The organism is Vibrio sp. A2-1 (genome assembly GCF_021728355.1).
Lineage (GTDB): Bacteria > Pseudomonadota > Gammaproteobacteria > Enterobacterales > Vibrionaceae > Vibrio > Vibrio splendidus_K.
Map to the genome: position 1 here is coordinate 1,594,804 of NZ_JAKKCO010000001.1, position 20,534 is coordinate 1,615,337.

14 protein-coding genes are annotated in these 20,534 nt (G+C 46.5%); 10 read left to right on the forward strand and 4 right to left on the reverse strand.

Going from position 1 to position 20,534, the window contains the following annotated elements:
* Positions 1 to 9: 9 nt before the first annotated feature.
* The 3 genes from L3V33_RS06740 to L3V33_RS06750 form a co-directional block, all read right to left on the reverse strand.
* A complete protein-coding gene (locus L3V33_RS06740; RefSeq protein WP_237290042.1) occupies positions 10 to 2,865 on the reverse strand; it encodes an FAD-binding and (Fe-S)-binding domain-containing protein in 2,856 nt (951 codons plus the stop codon).
* Between the two features lie 143 nt (positions 2,866 to 3,008).
* Complete coding sequence (gene lldD / locus L3V33_RS06745; RefSeq protein ID WP_010432610.1) at positions 3,009 to 4,148, reverse strand: FMN-dependent L-lactate dehydrogenase LldD; 1,140 nt, start codon at positions 4,146 to 4,148, stop codon at positions 3,009 to 3,011.
* 313 nt (positions 4,149 to 4,461) lie between these two features.
* Positions 4,462 to 6,168 carry an L-lactate permease gene (locus tag L3V33_RS06750; protein ID WP_237290043.1) on the reverse strand — a complete coding sequence of 569 codons (1,707 nt, stop codon included), beginning with the start codon at positions 6,166 to 6,168 and terminating at the stop codon, positions 4,462 to 4,464.
* 247 nt (positions 6,169 to 6,415) lie between these two features.
* On the opposite strand from L3V33_RS06750, the gene L3V33_RS06755 reads away from it, so the two are divergent.
* Entirely contained in the window at positions 6,416 to 7,333 is a 918-nt protein-coding gene (locus L3V33_RS06755) for a LysR family transcriptional regulator (protein WP_171307384.1), read from the forward strand.
* Between the two features lie 11 nt (positions 7,334 to 7,344).
* Positions 7,345 to 9,405 carry a prolyl oligopeptidase family serine peptidase gene (locus L3V33_RS06760; protein WP_237290044.1) on the forward strand — a complete coding sequence of 687 codons (2,061 nt, stop codon included), beginning with the start codon at positions 7,345 to 7,347 and terminating at the stop codon, positions 9,403 to 9,405.
* A gap of 29 nt (positions 9,406 to 9,434) precedes the next feature.
* Here the strand turns inward: L3V33_RS06760 and L3V33_RS06765 are convergent, their stop codons facing one another.
* A complete protein-coding gene (locus L3V33_RS06765; RefSeq protein WP_054546144.1) occupies positions 9,435 to 9,725 on the reverse strand; it encodes a hypothetical protein in 291 nt (96 codons plus the stop codon).
* 53 nt (positions 9,726 to 9,778) lie between these two features.
* Between L3V33_RS06765 and L3V33_RS06770 the strand changes: the two genes are divergently transcribed.
* The 8 genes from L3V33_RS06770 (at position 9,779) to ugpC (ending at position 20,468) form a co-directional block, all read left to right on the forward strand.
* On the forward strand, positions 9,779 to 11,119 hold the full coding sequence (locus L3V33_RS06770) for a carbohydrate porin (protein WP_237290045.1): 1,341 nt from the start codon (positions 9,779 to 9,781) through the stop codon (positions 11,117 to 11,119).
* A gap of 200 nt (positions 11,120 to 11,319) precedes the next feature.
* A complete protein-coding gene (locus tag L3V33_RS06775; RefSeq protein ID WP_065206437.1) occupies positions 11,320 to 13,338 on the forward strand; it encodes a methyl-accepting chemotaxis protein in 2,019 nt (672 codons plus the stop codon).
* A gap of 448 nt (positions 13,339 to 13,786) precedes the next feature.
* A complete protein-coding gene (locus tag L3V33_RS06780) occupies positions 13,787 to 14,794 on the forward strand; it encodes a LacI family DNA-binding transcriptional regulator (protein WP_054546146.1) in 1,008 nt (335 codons plus the stop codon).
* A gap of 18 nt (positions 14,795 to 14,812) precedes the next feature.
* Positions 14,813 to 16,060, forward strand: coding sequence for an extracellular solute-binding protein (locus tag L3V33_RS06785; RefSeq protein WP_171314248.1), 1,248 nt, complete (start codon positions 14,813 to 14,815; stop codon positions 16,058 to 16,060).
* A gap of 68 nt (positions 16,061 to 16,128) precedes the next feature.
* Positions 16,129 to 17,115 (forward strand): sugar ABC transporter permease, encoded by a 987-nt coding sequence (locus L3V33_RS06790; protein WP_237290046.1) that lies wholly within the window; start codon positions 16,129 to 16,131, stop codon positions 17,113 to 17,115.
* 46 nt (positions 17,116 to 17,161) lie between these two features.
* Positions 17,162 to 18,010: a carbohydrate ABC transporter permease gene (locus L3V33_RS06795; RefSeq protein WP_017077012.1), complete on the forward strand. Its 849-nt coding sequence runs from the start codon at positions 17,162 to 17,164 to the stop codon at positions 18,008 to 18,010.
* Positions 18,011 to 18,027: 17 nt separating this feature from the next.
* Complete coding sequence (locus tag L3V33_RS06800; RefSeq protein ID WP_237290047.1) at positions 18,028 to 19,377, forward strand: GH1 family beta-glucosidase; 1,350 nt, start codon at positions 18,028 to 18,030, stop codon at positions 19,375 to 19,377.
* Positions 19,377 to 20,468 carry a sn-glycerol-3-phosphate ABC transporter ATP-binding protein UgpC gene (gene ugpC, locus L3V33_RS06805; RefSeq protein WP_237290048.1) on the forward strand — a complete coding sequence of 364 codons (1,092 nt, stop codon included), beginning with the start codon at positions 19,377 to 19,379 and terminating at the stop codon, positions 20,466 to 20,468. Before L3V33_RS06800 ends, ugpC begins: the two co-directional genes overlap by 1 nt.
* The last annotated feature ends 66 nt before the right edge of the window (positions 20,469 to 20,534 follow it).

Sequence of the window (20,534 nt, forward strand, 5' to 3'; positions counted from 1 at the left end):
AGAGTGAAGCTACTGCGCGACTTCGTCCACCAAGTACAAGATTGATTGATACGGAATGCCACTGTGATGTGATAAACCAATCTCACAGGTTCGGCTGTTGCTGAATCCACGAGTGCAGTTGCTCGGCACTTGTTCCTTGAGTGGGTGTACCGCCGCTTCATTCAGCTCTGGAGTGGTAAAACCTTTATCACCCGCCCAGCCACAACATTGAATATGCTCTGGAACGATGACCTCTTCGGTACAGGCTTTAGCAAGGCTTAACATAGCGCCTTCCAAACCCATTCGACGAGAGCTACAAGTCACATGCAGCATCACGGTTTCTTGCAGCGGCTCAAGTGTCAGATGTTCAAGCAAGTATTTGTTCACAAACCCTGTCGGCTCTAATACCTCTAACGGTTTGGTGAACTGTTCAATACTGCGTTTAGCACATGGGCTGGTATCCATTAATACTGGGTATTCACCTTGACGACTCGCTTGCCATAACACTTCTTCGAGTTGTTGTGCTTTCGATTGAGCTAAGTCGGCCATGCCTTTGCTGTCGTAAGGCATGCCACAACATTGGTCGTCTAGCTTCTTCGGCAGTATTACCTCAAATCCGGCTTTGTTGAGCAAAGACATGGTCACTTCAGTAAGAGGACGTTGGTCGCCCGCATCACTCTGTTGTCCCATAGTTCGACTCGCACACGAAGGCAGGTAAACCACCTTTTTATGATTGCTTGAGGATTCTGCCGTCACTGGTGATGAGACGAGAGAATGGCTATTGGATTGCGGCATCTCAGGCATCCAAACCGGTGTCGCGCCTTTGGTCACTGAGCGCAGGCCGTTGGTTAGCTTGCCAACCGTGTTGGCGCCTAAAACTTTGCTCGCCACTTGGTTGGTTTTGAGGCCAGCCTTGGTCAGCTTGGTGGTGGTCGAGAAATGATCCGCTGTCCACTTCGCGATTGGCGTAAATTTCTCGTACTTGGCAATACGAAGTTTCTTAATCAAGTCGCCGGTGTTGATTCCCACTGGGCAGCGCTCGGCACACAGGCCTGTTGCGGCGCAGGTATCGATACCTTGGTATTCGAAGGTTTTCTCTAGCTCGCTTGCTTCTATTTCTTCACCTGCGGCACGGCGGCGTTGTAGCTCGCGGTACAGCACGATACGTTGGCGTGGCGATAGGGTTAAGGTACGAGACGGACAAACAGGCTCACAGAAGCCACATTCAATACAGCGGTCGACAAGGTCATCGGCAGCAGGCATCGGCTTTAGGTCTGTGATGTGTGAATTTGGATTATCGTTGATGATAACGCCGGGGTTAAGCAGCCTTTCTGGGTCGAACAGTGCTTTGATCTGTTGCATTAAGGCATAGCCATCTTTGCCCCATTCCAATTCCACATAAGGCGCCATGTTACGGCCAGTACCGTGTTCTGCTTTCAGAGAACCTTGGTATTTCACTGCAACCAGCTCGGCAACGTCATCCATGAATCCGCCGTAACGGTCGATCTCTTCTTGGCTATCGAAGCCTTGAGTAAACACAAAATGCAGGTTGCCTTCGAGGGCATGGCCGAAAATGATCGCTTCGCTGTAGTCGTATTTGTCGAACAGCTCTTGCAGCTCTCGAATGCCGTTAGCGAGGTTTTCGACAGGGAAAGCCACGTCTTCGATGATAACGGTTGTGCCAACTTCACGAACGGCTCCAACAGCAGGGAACATGCCTTTTCGGATGCCCCATAGGGTTGCGACTGTCTTTGGATCGGAGGTGAAAGGGACCGATTCAACAATCGTGTATTCAGTCAATGCGTCCAAAATTGATTTACATTGTAAATCTAAGTCCTGCTGGGAGCTGGCGTGTGATTCCACCAAAATAGCCGCGGCTTCTAAATCTAAGCTCGGCATGAATGCAGGCATACCTGGTTTATCAGCCACTGAACGCAGCGCTCTGCCGTCCATCAATTCCACCGCAGCAACGGGCGTTTTTGATAGCGTAGTCACGGCTTTGCTTGCTTGTTCGATGTCGGCAAACACCAACAGCGCTGAAGCTTTGTTCGGGTGTTCGATAACCGTGTTGTAGGTGATCTCTGCGATGAAGCCTAGCGTGCCTTCAGAGCCAATCATCAGGTGTTTGATGATCTCAATTGGGTCGTGGTAATCGACCAAAGCATTCAGAGCATAGCCAGTGGTGTTTTTTAGGCGGTATTTGTGGCGGATTCTGTCTGCAAGTTTTTGGTTTGAAGCTGTCTGTTGATGTAATTCAACAATGCCTTCAAACAGTTCTTTGTGTGATTGCTTGAACGCCTCAACGCTGGCGTTATCAGCCGTATCAAGCAGGGAGCCATCACTCAATACGATTTTCATGCTCTCGACGGTGCGATAAGAGTTTTGCGCGGTACCACAACACATACCACTGGCGTTATTCGCCGCAATACCACCGATTTTACAGGTATTGATAGAGGCTGGATCTGGGCCGATTTTACGTTGGAAAGGGGCAAGATATTTGTTGGCATCAGCGCCAATCACACCCGGTTGAAGGATGATTTGATTACCGTTATCGACGATTTCGTGGCCACGCCAGTCATCGGTTAGAGTGATGAGTACCGAGTCTGAAACGGCTTGCCCTGACAGACTGGTGCCTGCTGCACGGAAAGTAAAATGGATACCGAGTTCACGACAGCTTTGAATGGTGAATATGACTTCGTCTAAGTTTTTCAGCCTCAGAACCATTTTCGGCACCAAGCGATAAAAACTCGCATCGGTGCCGTAAGCCAATCGCTTTGCCTCTTGAGTGACAATGCGTTCTGTTTCTATTTTTTGAGCCAGTATCGATTCAAGCTGCTGATAAGCTTGTGCGTCTACTACTCGCTCATGGGATGTGGTTGTCTCCATCTTTGCTTCCTTGTGCTTCTTATTTGGCACTGATTTGTTTTTAAACGGTGTCACAACGGCAGTGGAATTGCTGTGACACCGATTGAACTTCAGTCTAAGTAGACCAAAGCATTAGTCCGAATCTGAGCCTGAGTCGTGGCCGATTAATCTAGCCCTACCAATGATTCACGGGTTAAGTCTTTGATTGTCTTAGCGCCAGTTAGAGTCATCGCAACACGCATCTCTTTGTCGTACAGGTCGAGTAGATTCTCAACGCCTGCTTGTCCTTGTGCCGCTAACGCGTAGACGAAAGAACGGCCAAGTAGGGTGCAGTCTGCGCCCATCGCCATCATACGAACTACATCTAAGCCAGTACGAATACCAGAGTCGACCAGAATCTTGGTGTCGCCTTTTACTGCATCAGCAATTGCAGGTAAGGCTTTAGCACTTGATAGAACGCCATCAAGCTGACGACCACCGTGGTTTGAAACTACGATACCGTCTGCGCCAAATCTCACGGCGTCTTTTGCATCTTCTTCATCAAGAATGCCTTTGATGACCATTGGGCCATCCCAGAAATCACGGATCCACTCTAGGTCTTTCCATGAAATCGACGGGTCGAAGTTGTCACCCAACCAACCGATGTAGTCTTCCAGTTTGGTTGGAGAGCCGCGGTAAGTCGAGATGTTGCCAAGATCGTGCGGCTTGCCGAGTAGGCCAACATCAACCGCCCAGCTAGGATGACGCATAGATTGGAATACACGACGTATTGCTGCATTTGGACCACTCATTCCTGAGTGCATGTCACGGTAGCGAGCGCCGGGTACAGGCATGTCTACCGTAAAGACCAGTGTTGTCACGCCAGCCGCTTTTGCACGTTCCAATACGTTCTTCATGAAGCCGCGATCTTTTAGCACGTAAAGTTGGAACCACATTGGGCGCTCAATCTTAGGTGCGACTTCTTCGATCGGGCATACCGATACGGTCGACATGGTAAAAGGGATGCCTTTGTTGTCTGCGGCTTTTGCGGCTTGTACTTCGCCACGTCGTGCGTACATACCTGTTAGGCCAACCGGAGCTAAGGCAATTGGCATCGCCAGCTTTTCGCCAAACAGCTCAGTTTCCAAATTCAGATCTGACATGTCATTGAGGACACGCTGCTTGAGCGCGATCTCTGCAAGATCGGCCGTGTTGCGGCGTAGGGTATGTTCACCGTAAGAACCGCCGTCAATATAGTGGAAAAGAAACGGTGGTAATTTCGCTTTTGCTGCTGCGCGGTAATCAGTCGATGCGGATATGATCATAATTTCAGTCCTAAATTCTTGGGATGTTGCCCTTCTGTGAGAGCTTGGCTTGGGCTGCTTTAATTCTTGAAAAGTAAGTGTTTGTTGTTTATTAATCGGTGAAGCAACTCATCGATAAATAAAATAACCTGTGAAGCAATTAATCTATGAAGCAAATAAACAGTGAAACAGACAAGCAATAAAATGGCGTTAATACTCGGGGGTGTTGATGTGTTTTAGTATCCATTCCGAAACTCATCAACTGTCTTATTAGACGGTGTTACAGTCGGGGAATTGAGTATTAACGCCAAGTGCTTTTGTAACGACTTATGGTTTACATAAGTGCGTCTGTCATTTTGAAGCCGTAGATAACCACTAGGCCGATGATTCCGGTCATCACCAAGTAGTAGAACGTTGGGATGATAGTCTTACGTAGTGTTGCGCCTTCACGTCCTAACAAGCCTACGGTCGCCGATGCGGCTACCACGTTGTGAATCGCAATCATGTTACCTGCTGCAGCACCAACGGCTTGCAGAGCAACAACCACAGCACTAGAGATCGACAGAGTTTGTGCTACTTCGAATTGGAACTGGCTAAACATCATGTTTGAAACTGTGTTCGAACCTGCAATGAAGGCACCTAACGCACCCACCGTGGCACTTAACGCTGGGAATGCGCCGCCGACTAGGTCAGCTGCAAAGTTTGCAGTGGTTACTGGCATACTTGCTAAATCAGCGCCGTTCACGCCAGAGTTAATGAAGATACGAACCATTGGGATGGTGAACACCAACACAAAGCCAGCGCCTATTAGAGTTTTGCTCGACTCACCAAAGGCTTTAGCCAGTGGTGTTGCGCTGCGTGATTGCATTAGAACAGCAACCAGTGCGACGAATACCAAGATACCGCCAGGTAGATACAGAGGTTGAATCGCTGTACTTACGCCTGTCTCGCCAAGGATGTTGCTGAATGAAAGGCTAACGCTCTTAAGCAGGCCTTTGAACTCAGGGCTAACACGGCTAGCAACTAGAGTGACAGCGAGCAACACGTAAGGTGCCCATGCCATCGCCATGCTCATTTTTTTATGGCTTTGCTTACCGTTTGAATTGTTGTCATCAAGGTCGATTTTCAAAGAACCTAACCATTCTGCTGGCCACTTGTCTTCGCTCTCAAAATCCCATTTTGATTTAGGTACTAGGAAGCCGCGTTTTGCTGCTGTTACAACAATCGCAAGGCCAACCAAACCACCAATCAGTGATGGGAACTCAGCACCCAAGAAAACACCTGTTAGTGCGTAAGGAATAGTGAAAGCGGCACCTGCGAACAGTGCGAATGGCAGGATATCAAGGCCTTCAGTCCAGCTTTTGTTCTTACCAAAGAAACGAGTCAGCATCATCGCCATCAATACAGGAATCATCACACCAACGCAGGCGTGGATGATTGCAACACTTGATGTGATCTGTTGTAGGTAAGCATCCCATGTTGAACCATTGGCAATCAGGCTTTCACCGATGTTGTGCGTATCCAAACCTTTGTTTACGCCAACGATGATAGGTGTACCAACCGCGCCGAACGATACCGGCGTAGATTGAATCATCATGCCCATCAATACCGCAGCCAGCGCTGGGAAGCCGATAGCAACCAATAGTGGTGCAGCGATGGCAGCCGGTGTGCCGAAGCCAGATGCACCTTCAATGAATGAACCAAAACACCAAGCAATGATGATCGCTTGTACACGACGGTCTGCTGATATGTCAGTAAATCCGTTGCGGATGGTGGTGATAGCTCCGGTGTGTTTCAAAGTGTTTAATAAGAAGATGGCGCCAAACACAATCCAGAGAACCGACACGGTAATGCCGAAGCCTTGGAATACTGAAGCCAGCACGCGAGTGCTAGACATATCCCATGCGAATAGGGCGATAGCAACGGTTAACGCAAATGCCACGGGCATCGCTTTTTTTGCAGGCCAGTTAAGGCCAACCAGCAGAATCGCTGCAACAACTATTGGCGAAAAGGCCAATAATGCTAGTAGAGTTTCACTCATGGGTACTTCCTCGTACTTGTTTTCAAACGTTCATGTTTGAAGTGAATAACACGTCATTAGTTTTGTAGGTGTAATCTGAATCTCGAGGATTCAATTGTTGTAATTAGAGTCGCTTTATTTGTAACCGATGTGATTGCAAAAGCTGTTTTTGTAATTGTTTTGTTAATTTGGCGTGAATTTACCCCTTTATTTTTTATTGATATAGGGAAATAATGAAAATAATTAATTCCAAAATTGGCATAATCAAATGCGAGCAGACGATTTGATCCTGTTTTCACAGGTAGTAGAGCTGGGCAGTTTTAGTAAGGTGGCAGAACAAAATAACCTTACAAATTCGGTAGTTAGTAAGAGAATTGCGCGTTTGGAAGAAGAGATTGGCGTGCAGCTATTGTATCGAACCACGCGTAAATTGACGCTGACTGAGGCAGGTAAGGCAATGTTACACAGCGCCAAAAATGTGAAGCAGGCGGCTCAAGAGGCTATGGACGCAGTTTCAGGCTTTGGTGAAAATGTTAGTGGTCATATCAAAATGTCAGTACCTACTATCTCCGGAGATTTGATTCTCGCAGACGCTGTTGCCGAGTTTTGTAATATGCACCCAGGTTTAACGGTCGATATGTCTCTTAACAATCGCTTTGTGGATCTGGTTGATGATGGCCTCGACTTAGTGATTAGAACCGGCTACTTGGAAGACTCCAGTTTAATTGCCCGTCATATCTTGGACTCTCAATGGGTGGTATGTGCTTCTCCGTCTTATATCGCTAAGAATGGTAAGCCGATGCAGCCCAAGGATTTGGTTGAGCACAATTGTCTGCAATACGCTTATCAAACAACGGGTGCCAGTGAGTGGCAATTTCTGCATAGCAAAGATGGCTTTACCGATAACGATAAATACATAGTGCGCGTCTCGGGCTCTTTTTCTACCGATAATGCGACGGCATTAAGAAAGGCGGCGTTGGGCGGTCATGGGGTCGCGTATGTACCGCGCTGTCTGGTTTATCACGACATTCGTAACGGCCAGCTGGTGGACATCTTCCCTGACTTAGTCGGCAAAAAACTGGGCATCTATGCAGTGTACCCGTTCACTCGTCAGCCACCGAACAAGATTAAGTTATTGATTGAACACATCAGAACGCGTTACCTGACGATTTCACATTATTTTTAATAAGGATCACGATGAGCTATTTAAAAGAGTATCAATATCCAGTCACCAACAAACAGATCGTCAGCGATGACTATTTTGATCACATAGTTGAAGACCCTTATCGCTGGTTAGAAGACGACAGAAGCGACGAAACCGCGCAGTGGGTGGCGAGCCAAAATGAAGTCACGTTCGATTACCTTGCTCAAATTCCGTATCGTGATGACCTGCGAGAGCGATTGGCGAAAGCGCAAGACTACAAAAAGAGCTCGCAGCCGTTGGTACGAGGAGATTACACCTACTTCTATAAGAACGATGGCCTGCAAAATCACAGCATTCTCTATCGTCACAAAGAAGGGCAACAAGAAGAAATTTTCCTAGATCCGAATACCTTCTCGGAAGATGGCACTACATCACTGGGTTCGGTGTCGTTTTCTAAAGATTACAGCCTAGTGGCGTACAGTATTTCCGAGGGTGGTAGCGACTGGCGTAAGATCTTTGTTATCGATACCGAGACTAAACAGCAGCTTGAAGCCGAAATCACCGACGCTAAATTTACCGGCATTTCTTGGTTGGGTAATCGTGGCTTTTATTACTCTAGTTACGATAAGCCAGACGGTAGCCAGCTTTCTGCACGTACCGAACAGCACAAACTTTACTTCCATGAGTTGGGTACAGAGCAAGCTAGCGACAAGGTGGTTTTTGGCGAGAACAACGCTGAGCAGCACCGCTATGTGTCGGGTTACACCACCGAAGACGACCGTTACTTGATCATTCTAGGGCGAGAGTCGACATCGGGTAACAGGCTGTTCTATATCGATTTAAATTCACCAGAACAATCGCTGAACACGCTGATTGATCATGTGGATAGCGACACTTATCTCATCGATAACCAAGATGAGACCTTCATTCTATACACCAATCTCGATGCGCCTAATGGCAAGGTGGTGAGCTTTGATACTAGCAGTCAACAGTGGCTCGATATCATTCCTGAAAAGCCACAGCCGTTAGATATCAGCACGGGTGGTGGTTACTTGTTTGCCCACTACATGGTCGATGTGGTGTCTAAGATTGAGCAGTTGGATTACCAAGGCAATCTGGTTCGTGAAATCCACTTACCTGGTCTCGGAACGGCCAGTGGCTTAGGTGGAAAAAACGAGCAAACCGAGCTTTATTACACCTTTACCAACTATGTAACGCCGCCAACGATTTTCTCTTTTGATGTTGAATCTGGAAGCTCTGAAATCTACCAACGCTCTGAGTCTCCGTTTGAGTCGGATCAATTTGAGTCTAAACAAGTCTTCTATACCTCGAAGGATGGCACCAAGGTCCCGATGCTTATCTCTTATAAGAAGGGATTAGTGTTAGATGGTAATAATCCAACCATGTTGTACGCCTATGGTGGCTTTAACGTTAGCCTAACCCCTTCCTTCTCGGGAACGGTGGGCAGTTGGCTGGAACTTGGTGGTGTGTATGCAGTGCCGAACTTACGTGGTGGTGGCGAATACGGTAAGGCGTGGCACAAAGCCGGTACACAACAACAAAAACAGAATGTATTTGATGACTTCATTGCTGCTGCGGAGTTCTTAATCGAAGAAAACTACACCTGCAGCGATAAGTTAGCGATTCGCGGCGGTTCTAACGGCGGTTTGTTGGTAGGCGCTTGCATGACACAAAGGCCTGAGCTGTTCCAAGTGGCTTTACCTGCGGTTGGGGTTTTGGACATGTTGCGTTACCACACATTCACGTCTGGCGAAGGCTGGGCGTACGATTACGGCACGTCAGCGCAAAATAAAGAGATGTTCGAATACCTGCTGGGTTACTCCCCGGTTCATAACGTTGTACGAGGTGTCGATTACCCAGCAACACTGGTTACGACCGCTGATCACGACGACCGTGTGGTGCCAGCTCACTCTTATAAATTCATTTCAGAGCTGCAAGATAAGCATGAAGGTGGCGCGCCTGTGATGATTCGTATTGATGTTAATGCAGGGCATGGGGCAGGTATGCCGTTGAGTAAAGCTATCGACCTCACTGCTGATATCTACGCATTTACCCTGTTCAATATGGGAATTGAGTCTCTAGATTCATTGTAGCGAATACTTGATTTTAGATAACTGGGTATTTAACTCAGACCAAAAAGCCTCAAAATCTGCCTTAGATTTTGAGGTTTTTCATATATATGAAAACCAATCAAATTCACACCTCGTTCTCTTTGCTTTTCGACACCCTTTTCCGTGATAGCCGCCACCATTACTGATGAAATGAAAGCGATTTCAAGCTGATATTTTACGCATTTTTTACTATAACCTGTTGATCTGAAATCAGTAGTTTTCGTCATAGATTTTCTAAAAGTTTCATGGCATTTAAGCTGATTTATCAGTGTGAACAGCGACCAACTTTTCAACTCTTTCATTGCTTAATATTTCCCTGTTCGATGAAAACTCAAAAAAATAATAGGGAAATACAATGCAAAAATTTAAGCTTTTGCCAATAACGGTCGCAGTGGCGGCATCGCTTGCTTCACTCTCTTCTTTTGCAGCTGATACTAATATCGAAGCATTAGAAAAACGAATCCAAGAGTTAGAATCTAAGGTTGTTGATATTGATTATGTTAATGATCAACAACCCGCGGTTTTAACAGCAGAAACTAAGGTGCCAGATGGCATCGTCTTCTCTGGTTATGCTCGTTACGGCGCTCATTACAAGAGTGGTGATGAGCGTTATGTAGACATCGGTACAACAGGTCGTTCTGTCGGTCGTTTGGGTAACGAAGCTAATGGTGGTGAAGTTCAGCTAGCTAAGCTTTTCCAAGCTGACAATGGCGCTATCTGGGACGTCGTATTCATGGCTGACCACTGGGAAGCAGACGCTTGGGCTGACGACGGTGGCCTAAGTATGAAAAAAATGTACGCAGGTGTAACCAACGTATTTGAAAGCCAACCAGAACTTTATATGTGGGCTGGTCGTGACTTCCATCAACGTCCGCAACAAGGTTTGAACGATTACTTCTGGATGACACACGATGGTCAAGGCGCTGGCTTTAACAACTTAGATTTCGGCGGCGCTAAGCTAGATATGGGCTTTGTTGGCCAAGTGAAAGGCGGCCTCGTAAATGACAATGGTCGATACGCCGTGACAGCGAAGCTACACAGTATTGACGCTGGTATTGGTAATCTGGATTTTTACGCGAACTACGGTTTTGCATCGAGCGAAGCGGATACGTCTACGACGACTGAGTACGTATACGATCCAGTGACAGATTCAATGCAGCCTGTCGTGACTCCAGGTCAAAAAGTCAGTGATGAAACGGCATACCTAGTAGGTGCAACATTAGGCTTGGGTGAGTCTAACAAGTTGGTTGTTAAGTACGGTGACGGTGCAGATTCATCGGTATATGACCTTAAAGGTGATTACCAGACTTTGTATGCAAGTGTTGAGGGTAGCTACGCTGCATCTGAACAGTTCATCATTGATTACTTAGTGTCTTACAAAGACAATTCTGGCTCAGATCTAGACCGTGAGAACACGGAATATGCGGGTATCGTTCGTCCACAGTACCAATGGAATGATGTCCATTCTACTTGGTTAGAAGCAGGCTACGGCATGGTTGATTACGATGACGACGGTGAAGAGAACGCATGGAAAGTAACTCTGTCTCAAAACGTATCACTTGGTGGCTTACCTTGGAGCCGTCCAATGCTTCGCTTCTACACAACCGTGGGTGATGTAGAAACTAAAGGCAACACAGTGAAGACAACCAATGTTGATACATTGTCGTTCGGCGCAATGTTTGAAGCTTGGTGGTAATCATGGGTATAGAATGCACTGCTCTTTGAATTCGGCATATTTTCAAGGAGCCATGCTTTCAAATATCTATGCTTATTAAGAGCACGTAATACTGTCCATTTTAGCCCTAAAGGCAGATTGATTAGGGCACGTTTCAATTAACTCCATTCTTGGGCACATTTTTGTGCCCTTTTTTTTCGCCACTAGATCAAGGAATAACGATGAGACTTTCTTCCATTGTGTCTCGAGTCTATTTAGGTTTCTTCACGCTGATAGTAATCATGCTGGGTAGCGCATGGTTGAGTATTAGCAGTAACAAGAACATAACCTCACACATCGAAACCATAACTCAACAAGCCACCCCTTTAATGCTCCAATCCTCCACGCTCACCATTCGTTTTTTGGACATTAATCGCAGTACTACTCCCTATTTATCTGCCAACTACATTGATGAGCTCGAACCGCTGAAACAAACCGTTTTGAGTAATATCGAGCGATATCAGCAGCAGTTAAATTGGTTTGATGGCAAGGCTGAATCGGGCTCACCACTTGAACCCATGCTCCAAAATATTGAAGAAACGGGCGTTGCCACCATCAATAAGGTAGAGCAGTCCTTGAACTTATACGTCTCTTATTTGGATAGTAAAGATCTCGGTTCGATGGAGCAGGAACAATTTCAATCTGTGGTAGGACAACTCAATAACACCTTGGTTAATCAATTGGCGAGTACGAGTTCGGGTAACACGCAAAAAGCGGTAGAAGCCTTGTTGGTTCAGTTGAGTTTGATTGCCGCAGAAGCGAATGAAGCCTTCTCTCTGCAAACGTCATCGGAGGTTCGTGGAGTTGAACGTCGTCTACAAAGTCGTAAAGAGCGATTCGAACAAGCTGTATCAGACTTGGATAATCTGGACTCATCTTTGTTACGCCGCAGTAAACAGTCTTTATCACTGCTCGCTTCACATGTATTTTCAGCGCAAGGATCTGTGTCAACGCATATGGAAACCGTGAAGCTACATGAGAGCATTGCTCAGCAAAGAGTGGAGATCGAACAGCTTATTGATGTGCAGTTAAGCCATTTTGATGAGCTTTCTATGTATGCGGAAGACACGGCTAAACGTTTATATCACGAGTCGATGGACTTCTCTCATCAAGCACTGTTGATGCAGGCCATCATTGCTATTGGGTCGGTTTTTATTGCGCTGCTAATCGGGCTGAACATCGCTAAAGGGATTCGCAAGCCAAGTAAATTACTGCAAAGTGCACTAGACCAAGTCGCCAAAAAAGACTTGAGCGTGATGGTTCACTATCAAGCCAATAATGAATTTGGTTTGGTGAGCGATAAAGTCAATTTGGTGATCAGTCACCTGACCCAAATGATTGACAACATGCGCCACTCCTCAACACGTTTAAAGGAAGCTTCCCTTGAGAACCAAAGCACCAGTCGTTCTCTGAGTGAAGCGATGCAAGAACAAACCAATCAAACGGTGATGGTAGCGACAGCGATGGAACAAATTGAGTGCTCAGTGACGGAGATCACTCAGGCGGCCAACCAAACTCTAACGCTAGTGACCGAAGCGGTATCCAGTTCCAGTGATGGGCAAAAGACCATGAATAAAAGCGTCGAATTGATGGGCAGCCTAGAAAATAAGCTGGCGGAATCAACGGCGACCATTGGTCAGCTTGAAAGCGAAAGCGCCAGTATTGGATCCATTCTGGATGTGATATCTGGGATCTCTGAGCAAACCAATCTACTGGCGTTGAATGCGGCAATAGAAGCCGCGCGAGCGGGAGAACAAGGGCGTGGTTTCTCTGTAGTTGCGGATGAGGTTCGAGTGTTAGCAGCCAAAACCAATGCATCAACGCAAGAGATACACAACAAGATCGAGCAGTTGCAAACTAGCTCTAAACTGGCGGTTGAACAGATCAATCAGTGCGTGGAGGGGATGATTCAATGCGTAGAACAAACCGGCGAAGTTAATCACTCGATATCGACAGTGTCTGATCTTCTCAACGAAGTAGAGCAAAGAAGCCATCAAATTGCGACCGCGACGACAGAGCATCAAGTCGTTGCCTCTCAAGTCACTCAAAATATCAGCCAGATACACACCTTGGCTGAAGATAACTCGCAACGTTCCCAAGTGCTTTTTTCCCACGGTCAACAGCTTGAAACCATGTCGCAACAGCAATTCTCATTAACTCAAGAGTTTAAGTTAGCGGAATCATCTAATCACAAAGATTAGAGCCAGTTAATTTCTTCCATGATTTCACGCCCAGCCTTCCGCTGGGCGTTTTCGTATCTGGTTTTTTCTGATGAAAAGGCTTTGAGCTAAAAATTACCGTGAAACGTTCTCATACAATTTCGAAAGGCCATTGAAATAACAAGGTCACTTTCCCCGTGTATATTGCCGTCAGCTGCGGATTCATCATCAAATAACGTTTTCAAAAAATGGATTTAGGCGGGCTTGTTTGATCTGACGAACAAGTAACCGAGCGCCATCTTGATAATATGAACAATAATCTCATGAAACAGTTTCATGGCGTGAAGTTAATCTGTAAGCGCTTTCATGATTTCCACAACTGGCCTTTTTACCTCCAACTTTAGTGTGATGACACTCACTTCAACCAAGACGCCTTTCTTTAATAATCGTTTTGTAAGCGGTTACAAGCTAATGAAGTATCGAGGTTCGAGTGGCAACAATTAAACACGTATCAGAACATGCAGGTGTGTCTCAGGCGACAGTGTCTAGGGTTATTAATGGCACTAGCCGAGTCAGTCATGACAAGAAGCTAAAGGTTGAAAAAGCGATCAAAGAATTGGGTTATCGCCCGAACTCTATCGCTCAAGCTTTGGCTTCAAGTCGTACTGGTAGTGTGGGCGTTGTTGTTCCAGAGCTTGGTGGCTCTTTCTATTCAGGCATCTTGCATAGCATAGAAGAAAACCTACGCCGCTTTGGTTACCACGCTGTTGTTGCGGCGGGCTCGAACACCGAACAAGGGCAGCGCGAGTCGGTGGAGTTTCTATTGGGGCGTCGTGTTGATGCTTTGATTCTTCACACTCAACTGCTCAGTGATGACTATTTAATTGAATTGGAAGAACAGGGGACCCCTGTGGTTTTAATTAACCGCTTCATCCCAGAAATGGCGATGAGTTGCATTGATATTGATAACGAAGTCGGGGGGCTACTCGCTACTCAATATCTATTGCAAAAGGGACATACAGATATCGCGTGTATTACCGGGCCTTTAGATAAAGCAGATGCTAGGGGGCGTTTGCAGGGGTATCGAAAGGCCTTGGAAGAAGCGGGTGTGCCATACGATGAAGCATTAGTCTCGGAAGCGGGCTTTACTGAAGAGACTGGCATCAGTGCGATGAAGAAGCTGATAAATCGTAAGTGTCATTTCACAGCAGTATTTGCTTCGAATGATCACATGGCATTTGGCGCCTTCGAGGTGTTGCATCAAGAGGGGCTGTCTGTTCCTAAAGATGTATCACTGGTGGGCTTCGATAACACCATCTTCGCGCGCTATCTGACCCCTAGTTTGACCACCATTAATTTCCCTATTGAAGAGATGAGCGTTGAAGCAGTACAGCTCACTCTACAGAAGCTAAAAAAAATAAAACATGACGTGAACTTTAAATTGCTGCCGACGTTGGTCACTAGAAACTCGGTATCGGATTTACCAGTTACCCTATAAAAATATTAAGGATAGAACATGAAATTTAAGACCTTAGCGCTTTCATGCGCGGTTGCTTTAGGATTAGGTACAACAACTGCGAATGCAGCCGACAAAGAAATTCGTTTCGACGGTTTCCCTGATTTCGATAGCAGCCTGAAGGTATTACTGCCTGATTTCGAAAAGGAAACGGGTATCAAAGTTGATTACCTTATGAACAACCACGGTGACCACCATACGAAACTAACCACTAACCTTGCAACGGGTTCTGGTGCCGGTGATGTGATTGTTGTCGACGTTGAGAAAATTGGTCCATTCGTGGGCTCTGGCGGCCTAGTTAACTTGTCTGAAAACTACGGTGCAGATAAGTACGAAGAACGATTCGCACCTTACGCATGGGCACAAGGCAAAGGCGCTGACGGCGATATGTATGGTATCCCTGTCGACTTAGGTCCAGGTGTTATGTACTACCGTACCGACGTATTCGAAAAAGCGGGCATTGATGTGAATGAAGCAATCAAAGATTGGGATTCATACATCGCTGCTGGTGAAAAACTGAAAGAGCAAAACGTACAACTTATCGCTTCAGCATCAGATGTTGCACAAGCCATTATCTTCACGACGGTTCCTGAGGGTGAAGGCCTTTATTTTGATAAAGATGGTAACCCAGTGGTGACATCAGAGCGTTTTGTTCACGCTTTTGAAGTAGCAAAAGAGATTCGCGACAAAGGCTTAGACGGCCGCATTCTGGCTTGGTCTAACGAATGGTACGAAGGCTTCCGTAACGGTACGTTAGCAACTCAATTATCTGGCGCATGGCTATTGGGTCACCTTCAAAACTGGATGGCTCCAGATACTGCGGGTAAATGGGCAGTCTCTAACCTTCCAGATGGTATCTACGGAAGCTGGGGTGGTTCATTCCTTTCTATTCCAACTCAATCGGACAACCCAGATGAAGCGTGGGCTCTTATTGAATACATGACGACTGATCGTGATGTTCAGCTAGGTGCCTTTGAGACTATCGCGGCCTTCCCTTCTAACGTAACCACGTATGACGATGAGCTTTTCCAAGAGGAGATGGAGTTCCTTGGCGGACAAAAAGCACGTCTTCTTTTTGCTGAAGTTGCGCAAAATATCAAACCAGTATCCCCAGCACAAGGCGATCACGTTGCACGTTCTATAATTTTGGAGAACGCGTTAATGGAAGTGCTTGATGAAGGTAAAGATATCAAGACAGCGTTGAAAGAGGCTGAACGTCTAATCAAGCGTCGCACACGCAGTTTGTAATTTATTTTTACTTTAAGTAAGTGAGGAAGCGTGGATAACGCGCTTCCTTTTTTTAAGAGGTCGTTACTATGAATCATACAGCGAGCACAACGATGGAACCTGCGGATAAAAGTCTTTTTTCTCGTCTAAATTTGAAAGCGCTTACACCGTATGGATTTCTTCTGCCGTTTCTGATCATTTTTTCTGTATTTGGGATCTTCCCGCTGTTGTTCTCCGTTTACCTGTCGTTCCACGAGTGGAACCCGGTAAGAGGCATGGATGCAATGGAGTTCGTTGGTTTTGAGAACTATTACATTGCCTTGACTGACCCGTGGTTATGGCGTTCATTGAAGAATACGTTTTGGCTAGCGATCACGTCAGGTGTGGCTCAGCATTTAGTTGCTATTCCAGTGGCTTACATGTTGGTTTCAATGGGTGACCGTATGCGTCACTGGCTAACATCGGCGTACTTTCTACCGTTCATTACATCAACGGTCGCAGCGTCTCTGATTTTCTTCAACATGTACTCTCCTAACTCAGGAATTATTAACCAAACGCTAATGGCTCTGGCCGATAGCACGCTGTTTGGTTGGGCATTCGCTTGGGTTAACGATTTCCAACCAATCCGTTGGTTAGACGATGCCACTATGGTGAAGCCGTCTATCGCAATCATGGTTTTCTGGAAATACACCGGTTTTAACATCGTCCTTTACACGACGGGTTTAATGACGATACCTAAAGACATCTTAGAAGCTGCACGTATGGATGGTGCCAATGCCTTCCGCCGCTTCTGGAACATTTCACTACCAATGATTCGTCCATTCATCTTCTTTGCTATCACGATGACCATCATCGGTAACCTGCAAATGTTTGAAGAACCGTTCGTATTAACACGTGGTACAGGTGGTACTGGCCAATCTGGTTTAACTATCTCGATGTACCTCTACAAAGTGGGTTGGGAATGGCTAGAAATGGGCACAGCATCTGCTATCTCATGGTTACTGTTTGCACTCATCGCGACTTGTACATTGGTTCAATTTTTACTCTTCGGTAAGAAAGGCTTAGGGGAACATTAAGATGTCGACATCAATTAAGACAAATACCTCACCACTAAGTGGACTGATGCCAAGCGAACGCAGCATGTATATTCTGACTAAGATCTTGATGGTCATGTTAGGCATTTTACTGGTTGTTTCAGCGCTAATTACAGTCTTTCCATTTGTATGGTCGGCACTGCTATCAACGCGTGACCGTTCTGAAATTTTCGGCACGGGCATTAGCTTTGCGATTGGCGATAGCCTGGCGATTAACTACGCCAAATTGCTTGAAATCATGCCGTTTTGGAAAGCGATGTTTAACTCGATTTACGTGGCTTTCTTAGGCACCACCATCTCGCTGCTGTTTTGTAGCATGGGTGGTTACGCGTTTGCTGTGTTTAAGTTCCGCGGTAAGAACGTGTTGTTCGGCATGCTGGTTGGCTCAATGGCGATTCCGCCGGTGCTTAGCTTGATCCCTTACTTCATGATCGTGAAATTCCTAGGCTTGTTAGACAACCATATGGCGGTGTGGCTGCCGTTCACCACGACACCATTTGGTATCTTCCTGATGCGTCAGCACGTGATTGCATCGATTCCTAAAGAGCTATTGGAAGCCGCAAAGCTGGATGGTGCTGGTGAGTTTAGAACGTACTGGAGTGTGGTATTGCCACTGATGAAGCCCGCATTAGCAACACTGGCTATCGTTCAATTCGTTTTCTTCTGGAACATGTTTATGCAGCCTCTCGTGGTGCTTAACAACCCAGATAATTACGTGATTACACAGGCGCTACGAAGCGTTCAAGGCATTCCAAATACGCCATGGGGCGCGGTGATGCTAGGTACTACAATTTCAATTTTACCACTCGTGATTACTTACTTGTTCGCATCGAAACAGATGATCAGTGGTTTAACGTCCGGCGCAGTTAAAGGTTAGGTTTAAGGGTTATAACAATGAATAAATATCAACTTCCAAGTGATTCAAAGTTACGTAGTAAGGAGTTTGTATTCGGTGTCGCGACATCTTCATACCAAATTGAAGGCGGCGTAGAAGAGGGCGGTCGTACACCGTCTATCTGGGACACTTTCTGTAAGAAGCCGGGCAAGGTCGATAACGGTGACAATGGTGATGTGGCGTGTGATCACTACCATTTATGGCAACAAGATATCGAGATGATTCAAGGCTTAGGCGTTGATGCTTACCGTCTCTCTATTGCGTGGCCACGCATCCTGCCGCAAGACGGTGTGGTGAATCAGCAAGGCCTAGAGTTTTACGGCCAGATCATCGATGAGTGTCATGCTCGTGGAATGAAAGTTTATGTGACGCTTTATCACTGGGATCTGCCGCAATACCTTGAAGATAAAGGCGGCTGGCTAAACCGTGAAACGTCTTACAAATTCGCAGAATACGCAGAAGTGGTGAGCAAATACTTTGGTGACAACATCGACGTGTACACCACGCTCAATGAACCATTTGTGTCTGCATTCCTAGGCTACCGTTGGGGCGAACATGCGCCAGGTATCAAGGGCGAAAAAGAGGGCTACCTAGCGTCTCACCACCTAATGTTGGCACACGGTTTGGCAATGCCGATTCTTCGTAAGAATGCGCCTCATGCTAAGCATGGTGTGGTATTTAACGCGACACCAGCCTACCCACTGACGCCACAAGACCAAGCGGCAGCAGACTACTGCGAAGCGGAGAACTATCACTGGTTCATCGACCCAGTATTGAAAGGTGAATACCCACAGTTAGTGGTTGAACGCCAAGCGATGAACATGCCGATGATCCTTGAAGGTGACTTAGACATCATCAGTGCTCCAGTTGATTACATCGGTATTAACTACTACACACGCAATGTCGCTCGCTTCAATGAGAACGGCGATATTGAATCGGTGAAGCAAACTGAAGCTGAACACACTTACATCGGCTGGGAGATCAACCCACAAGGTTTAACCGACTTATTGGTCCGACTGGATGCTCGCTACGAAAATATGCCACCTATCTACATTACTGAAAATGGTGCTGCAGGCAACGACGAGCGCGTTAACGGACAAGTGATGGATGACCAACGAGTTCGTTATTTCCAAGGTCACATCGAAGCGGTTCACAACGCCGTTGAAGCGGGTGTGAAAGTCGATGGTTACTTCGCTTGGAGCTTGATGGATAACTTTGAGTGGGCATTCGGCTACTGCCAGCGTTTTGGCATTGTCTATGTTGACTACACCACCCAAGAAAGAACATTGAAACAGAGCGCAATTGCGTACCGAAATATGCTTCTAGAGCGCGCTGAGGAGAACAGATAATGGCTAAAGTAGAATTTAAGAACATCAAGAAATCATTCGGTGATGTTGAGGTTGTAAAAGAGTTTGATTTTACGGTTGAAGACGGCGAGTTCGTGGTTTTCCTTGGCCCATCTGGCTGTGGTAAATCAACAACGCTACGCATGCTTGCTGGCCTTGAAAGCATCAGCTCTGGTGACATCGTAGTTGGCGGTAAGTTGATGAATAAAGTCGACGCGAAAGACCGTGACTTGGCGATGGTATTCCAAAGCTACGCTCTGTACCCACATATGACGGTGTACGAGAACATCGCCTTTGCATTAAAACTGAAAGGCATGCCGAAAGCAGACATCGACGTAGAAGTGCTAAAAGCGGCGAAAATGCTAGAGCTTGACCCGCTACTGAACCGTAAGCCAAAAGAGCTTTCTGGTGGTCAGCGTCAGCGTGTTGCGATGGGCCGAGCGATGGTTCGTACGCCTAAAGTCTTCTTGTTCGATGAGCCACTATCTAACCTAGATGCGAAACTTCGTGGTGTGATGCGTGAAGAGATCAAACACCTGCACCGTGAACTAAAAACGACCACGATTTACGTAACGCACGATCAGATTGAAGCGATGACACTGGCGGATCGTATCGTGATTCTGAAAGACGGTTATGTGGCACAAGTCGGTACGCCAACTGAGGTGTTCCAACGCCCTGCTAACAAGTTTGTCGCGCAATTCATTGGTAACCCGTCAATGAATATGCTGGAAGCGAAACTGACTGAGACTGAAGGTGAGTACTTCGTTGAAATTGGCGATGTTCATATCCCACTTCCTGAGCGCTTTAAGTCTCTGGCATCTAAGAACCTAGCGCTGCATTTTGGTGTTCGTCCAACGGACATTCACCTACGTGCCGAGCAAGTTGACCACGACCGCGTGCTGCCATTCCCTGTGAAAATCAAAGACAAGGAATTACTGGGCGCAAGCATTCTTCTGAAAACAGAAATTGGCGGTCAACCGCTGATGGTTGAAACCCAAGCGGCTGAAGTGGATGTAAAAGATCTGACGCTTTACTTGGATTTGGATGCTTTCCACTTGTTCGATGCTCTCAGTGAGAACTCGCTAGCGAGCTAACCAGTCAATTTAAATCAGCCATTGAGCTGACACCAACCAACTTACGACAAATTGTTTTGGCTCCTC

Coding starts and splice junctions, on each gene's coding strand:
- L3V33_RS06740 (WP_237290042.1), bottom strand. CDS start 2,865: ATGGAGACAACCACATCCCATGAGCGAGTAGTAGACGCACAAGCTTAT.
- lldD (WP_010432610.1), bottom strand. CDS start 4,148: ATGATCATATCCGCATCGACTGATTACCGCGCAGCAGCAAAAGCGAAA.
- L3V33_RS06750 (WP_237290043.1), bottom strand. CDS start 6,168: ATGAGTGAAACTCTACTAGCATTATTGGCCTTTTCGCCAATAGTTGTT.
- L3V33_RS06755 (WP_171307384.1), top strand. CDS start 6,416: ATGCGAGCAGACGATTTGATCCTGTTTTCACAGGTAGTAGAGCTGGGC.
- L3V33_RS06760 (WP_237290044.1), top strand. CDS start 7,345: ATGAGCTATTTAAAAGAGTATCAATATCCAGTCACCAACAAACAGATC.
- L3V33_RS06765 (WP_054546144.1), bottom strand. CDS start 9,725: ATGAAAGAGTTGAAAAGTTGGTCGCTGTTCACACTGATAAATCAGCTT.
- L3V33_RS06770 (WP_237290045.1), top strand. CDS start 9,779: ATGCAAAAATTTAAGCTTTTGCCAATAACGGTCGCAGTGGCGGCATCG.
- L3V33_RS06775 (WP_065206437.1), top strand. CDS start 11,320: ATGAGACTTTCTTCCATTGTGTCTCGAGTCTATTTAGGTTTCTTCACG.
- L3V33_RS06785 (WP_171314248.1), top strand. CDS start 14,813: ATGAAATTTAAGACCTTAGCGCTTTCATGCGCGGTTGCTTTAGGATTA.
- L3V33_RS06790 (WP_237290046.1), top strand. CDS start 16,129: ATGAATCATACAGCGAGCACAACGATGGAACCTGCGGATAAAAGTCTT.
- L3V33_RS06795 (WP_017077012.1), top strand. CDS start 17,162: ATGCCAAGCGAACGCAGCATGTATATTCTGACTAAGATCTTGATGGTC.
- L3V33_RS06800 (WP_237290047.1), top strand. CDS start 18,028: ATGAATAAATATCAACTTCCAAGTGATTCAAAGTTACGTAGTAAGGAG.
- ugpC (WP_237290048.1), top strand. CDS start 19,377: ATGGCTAAAGTAGAATTTAAGAACATCAAGAAATCATTCGGTGATGTT.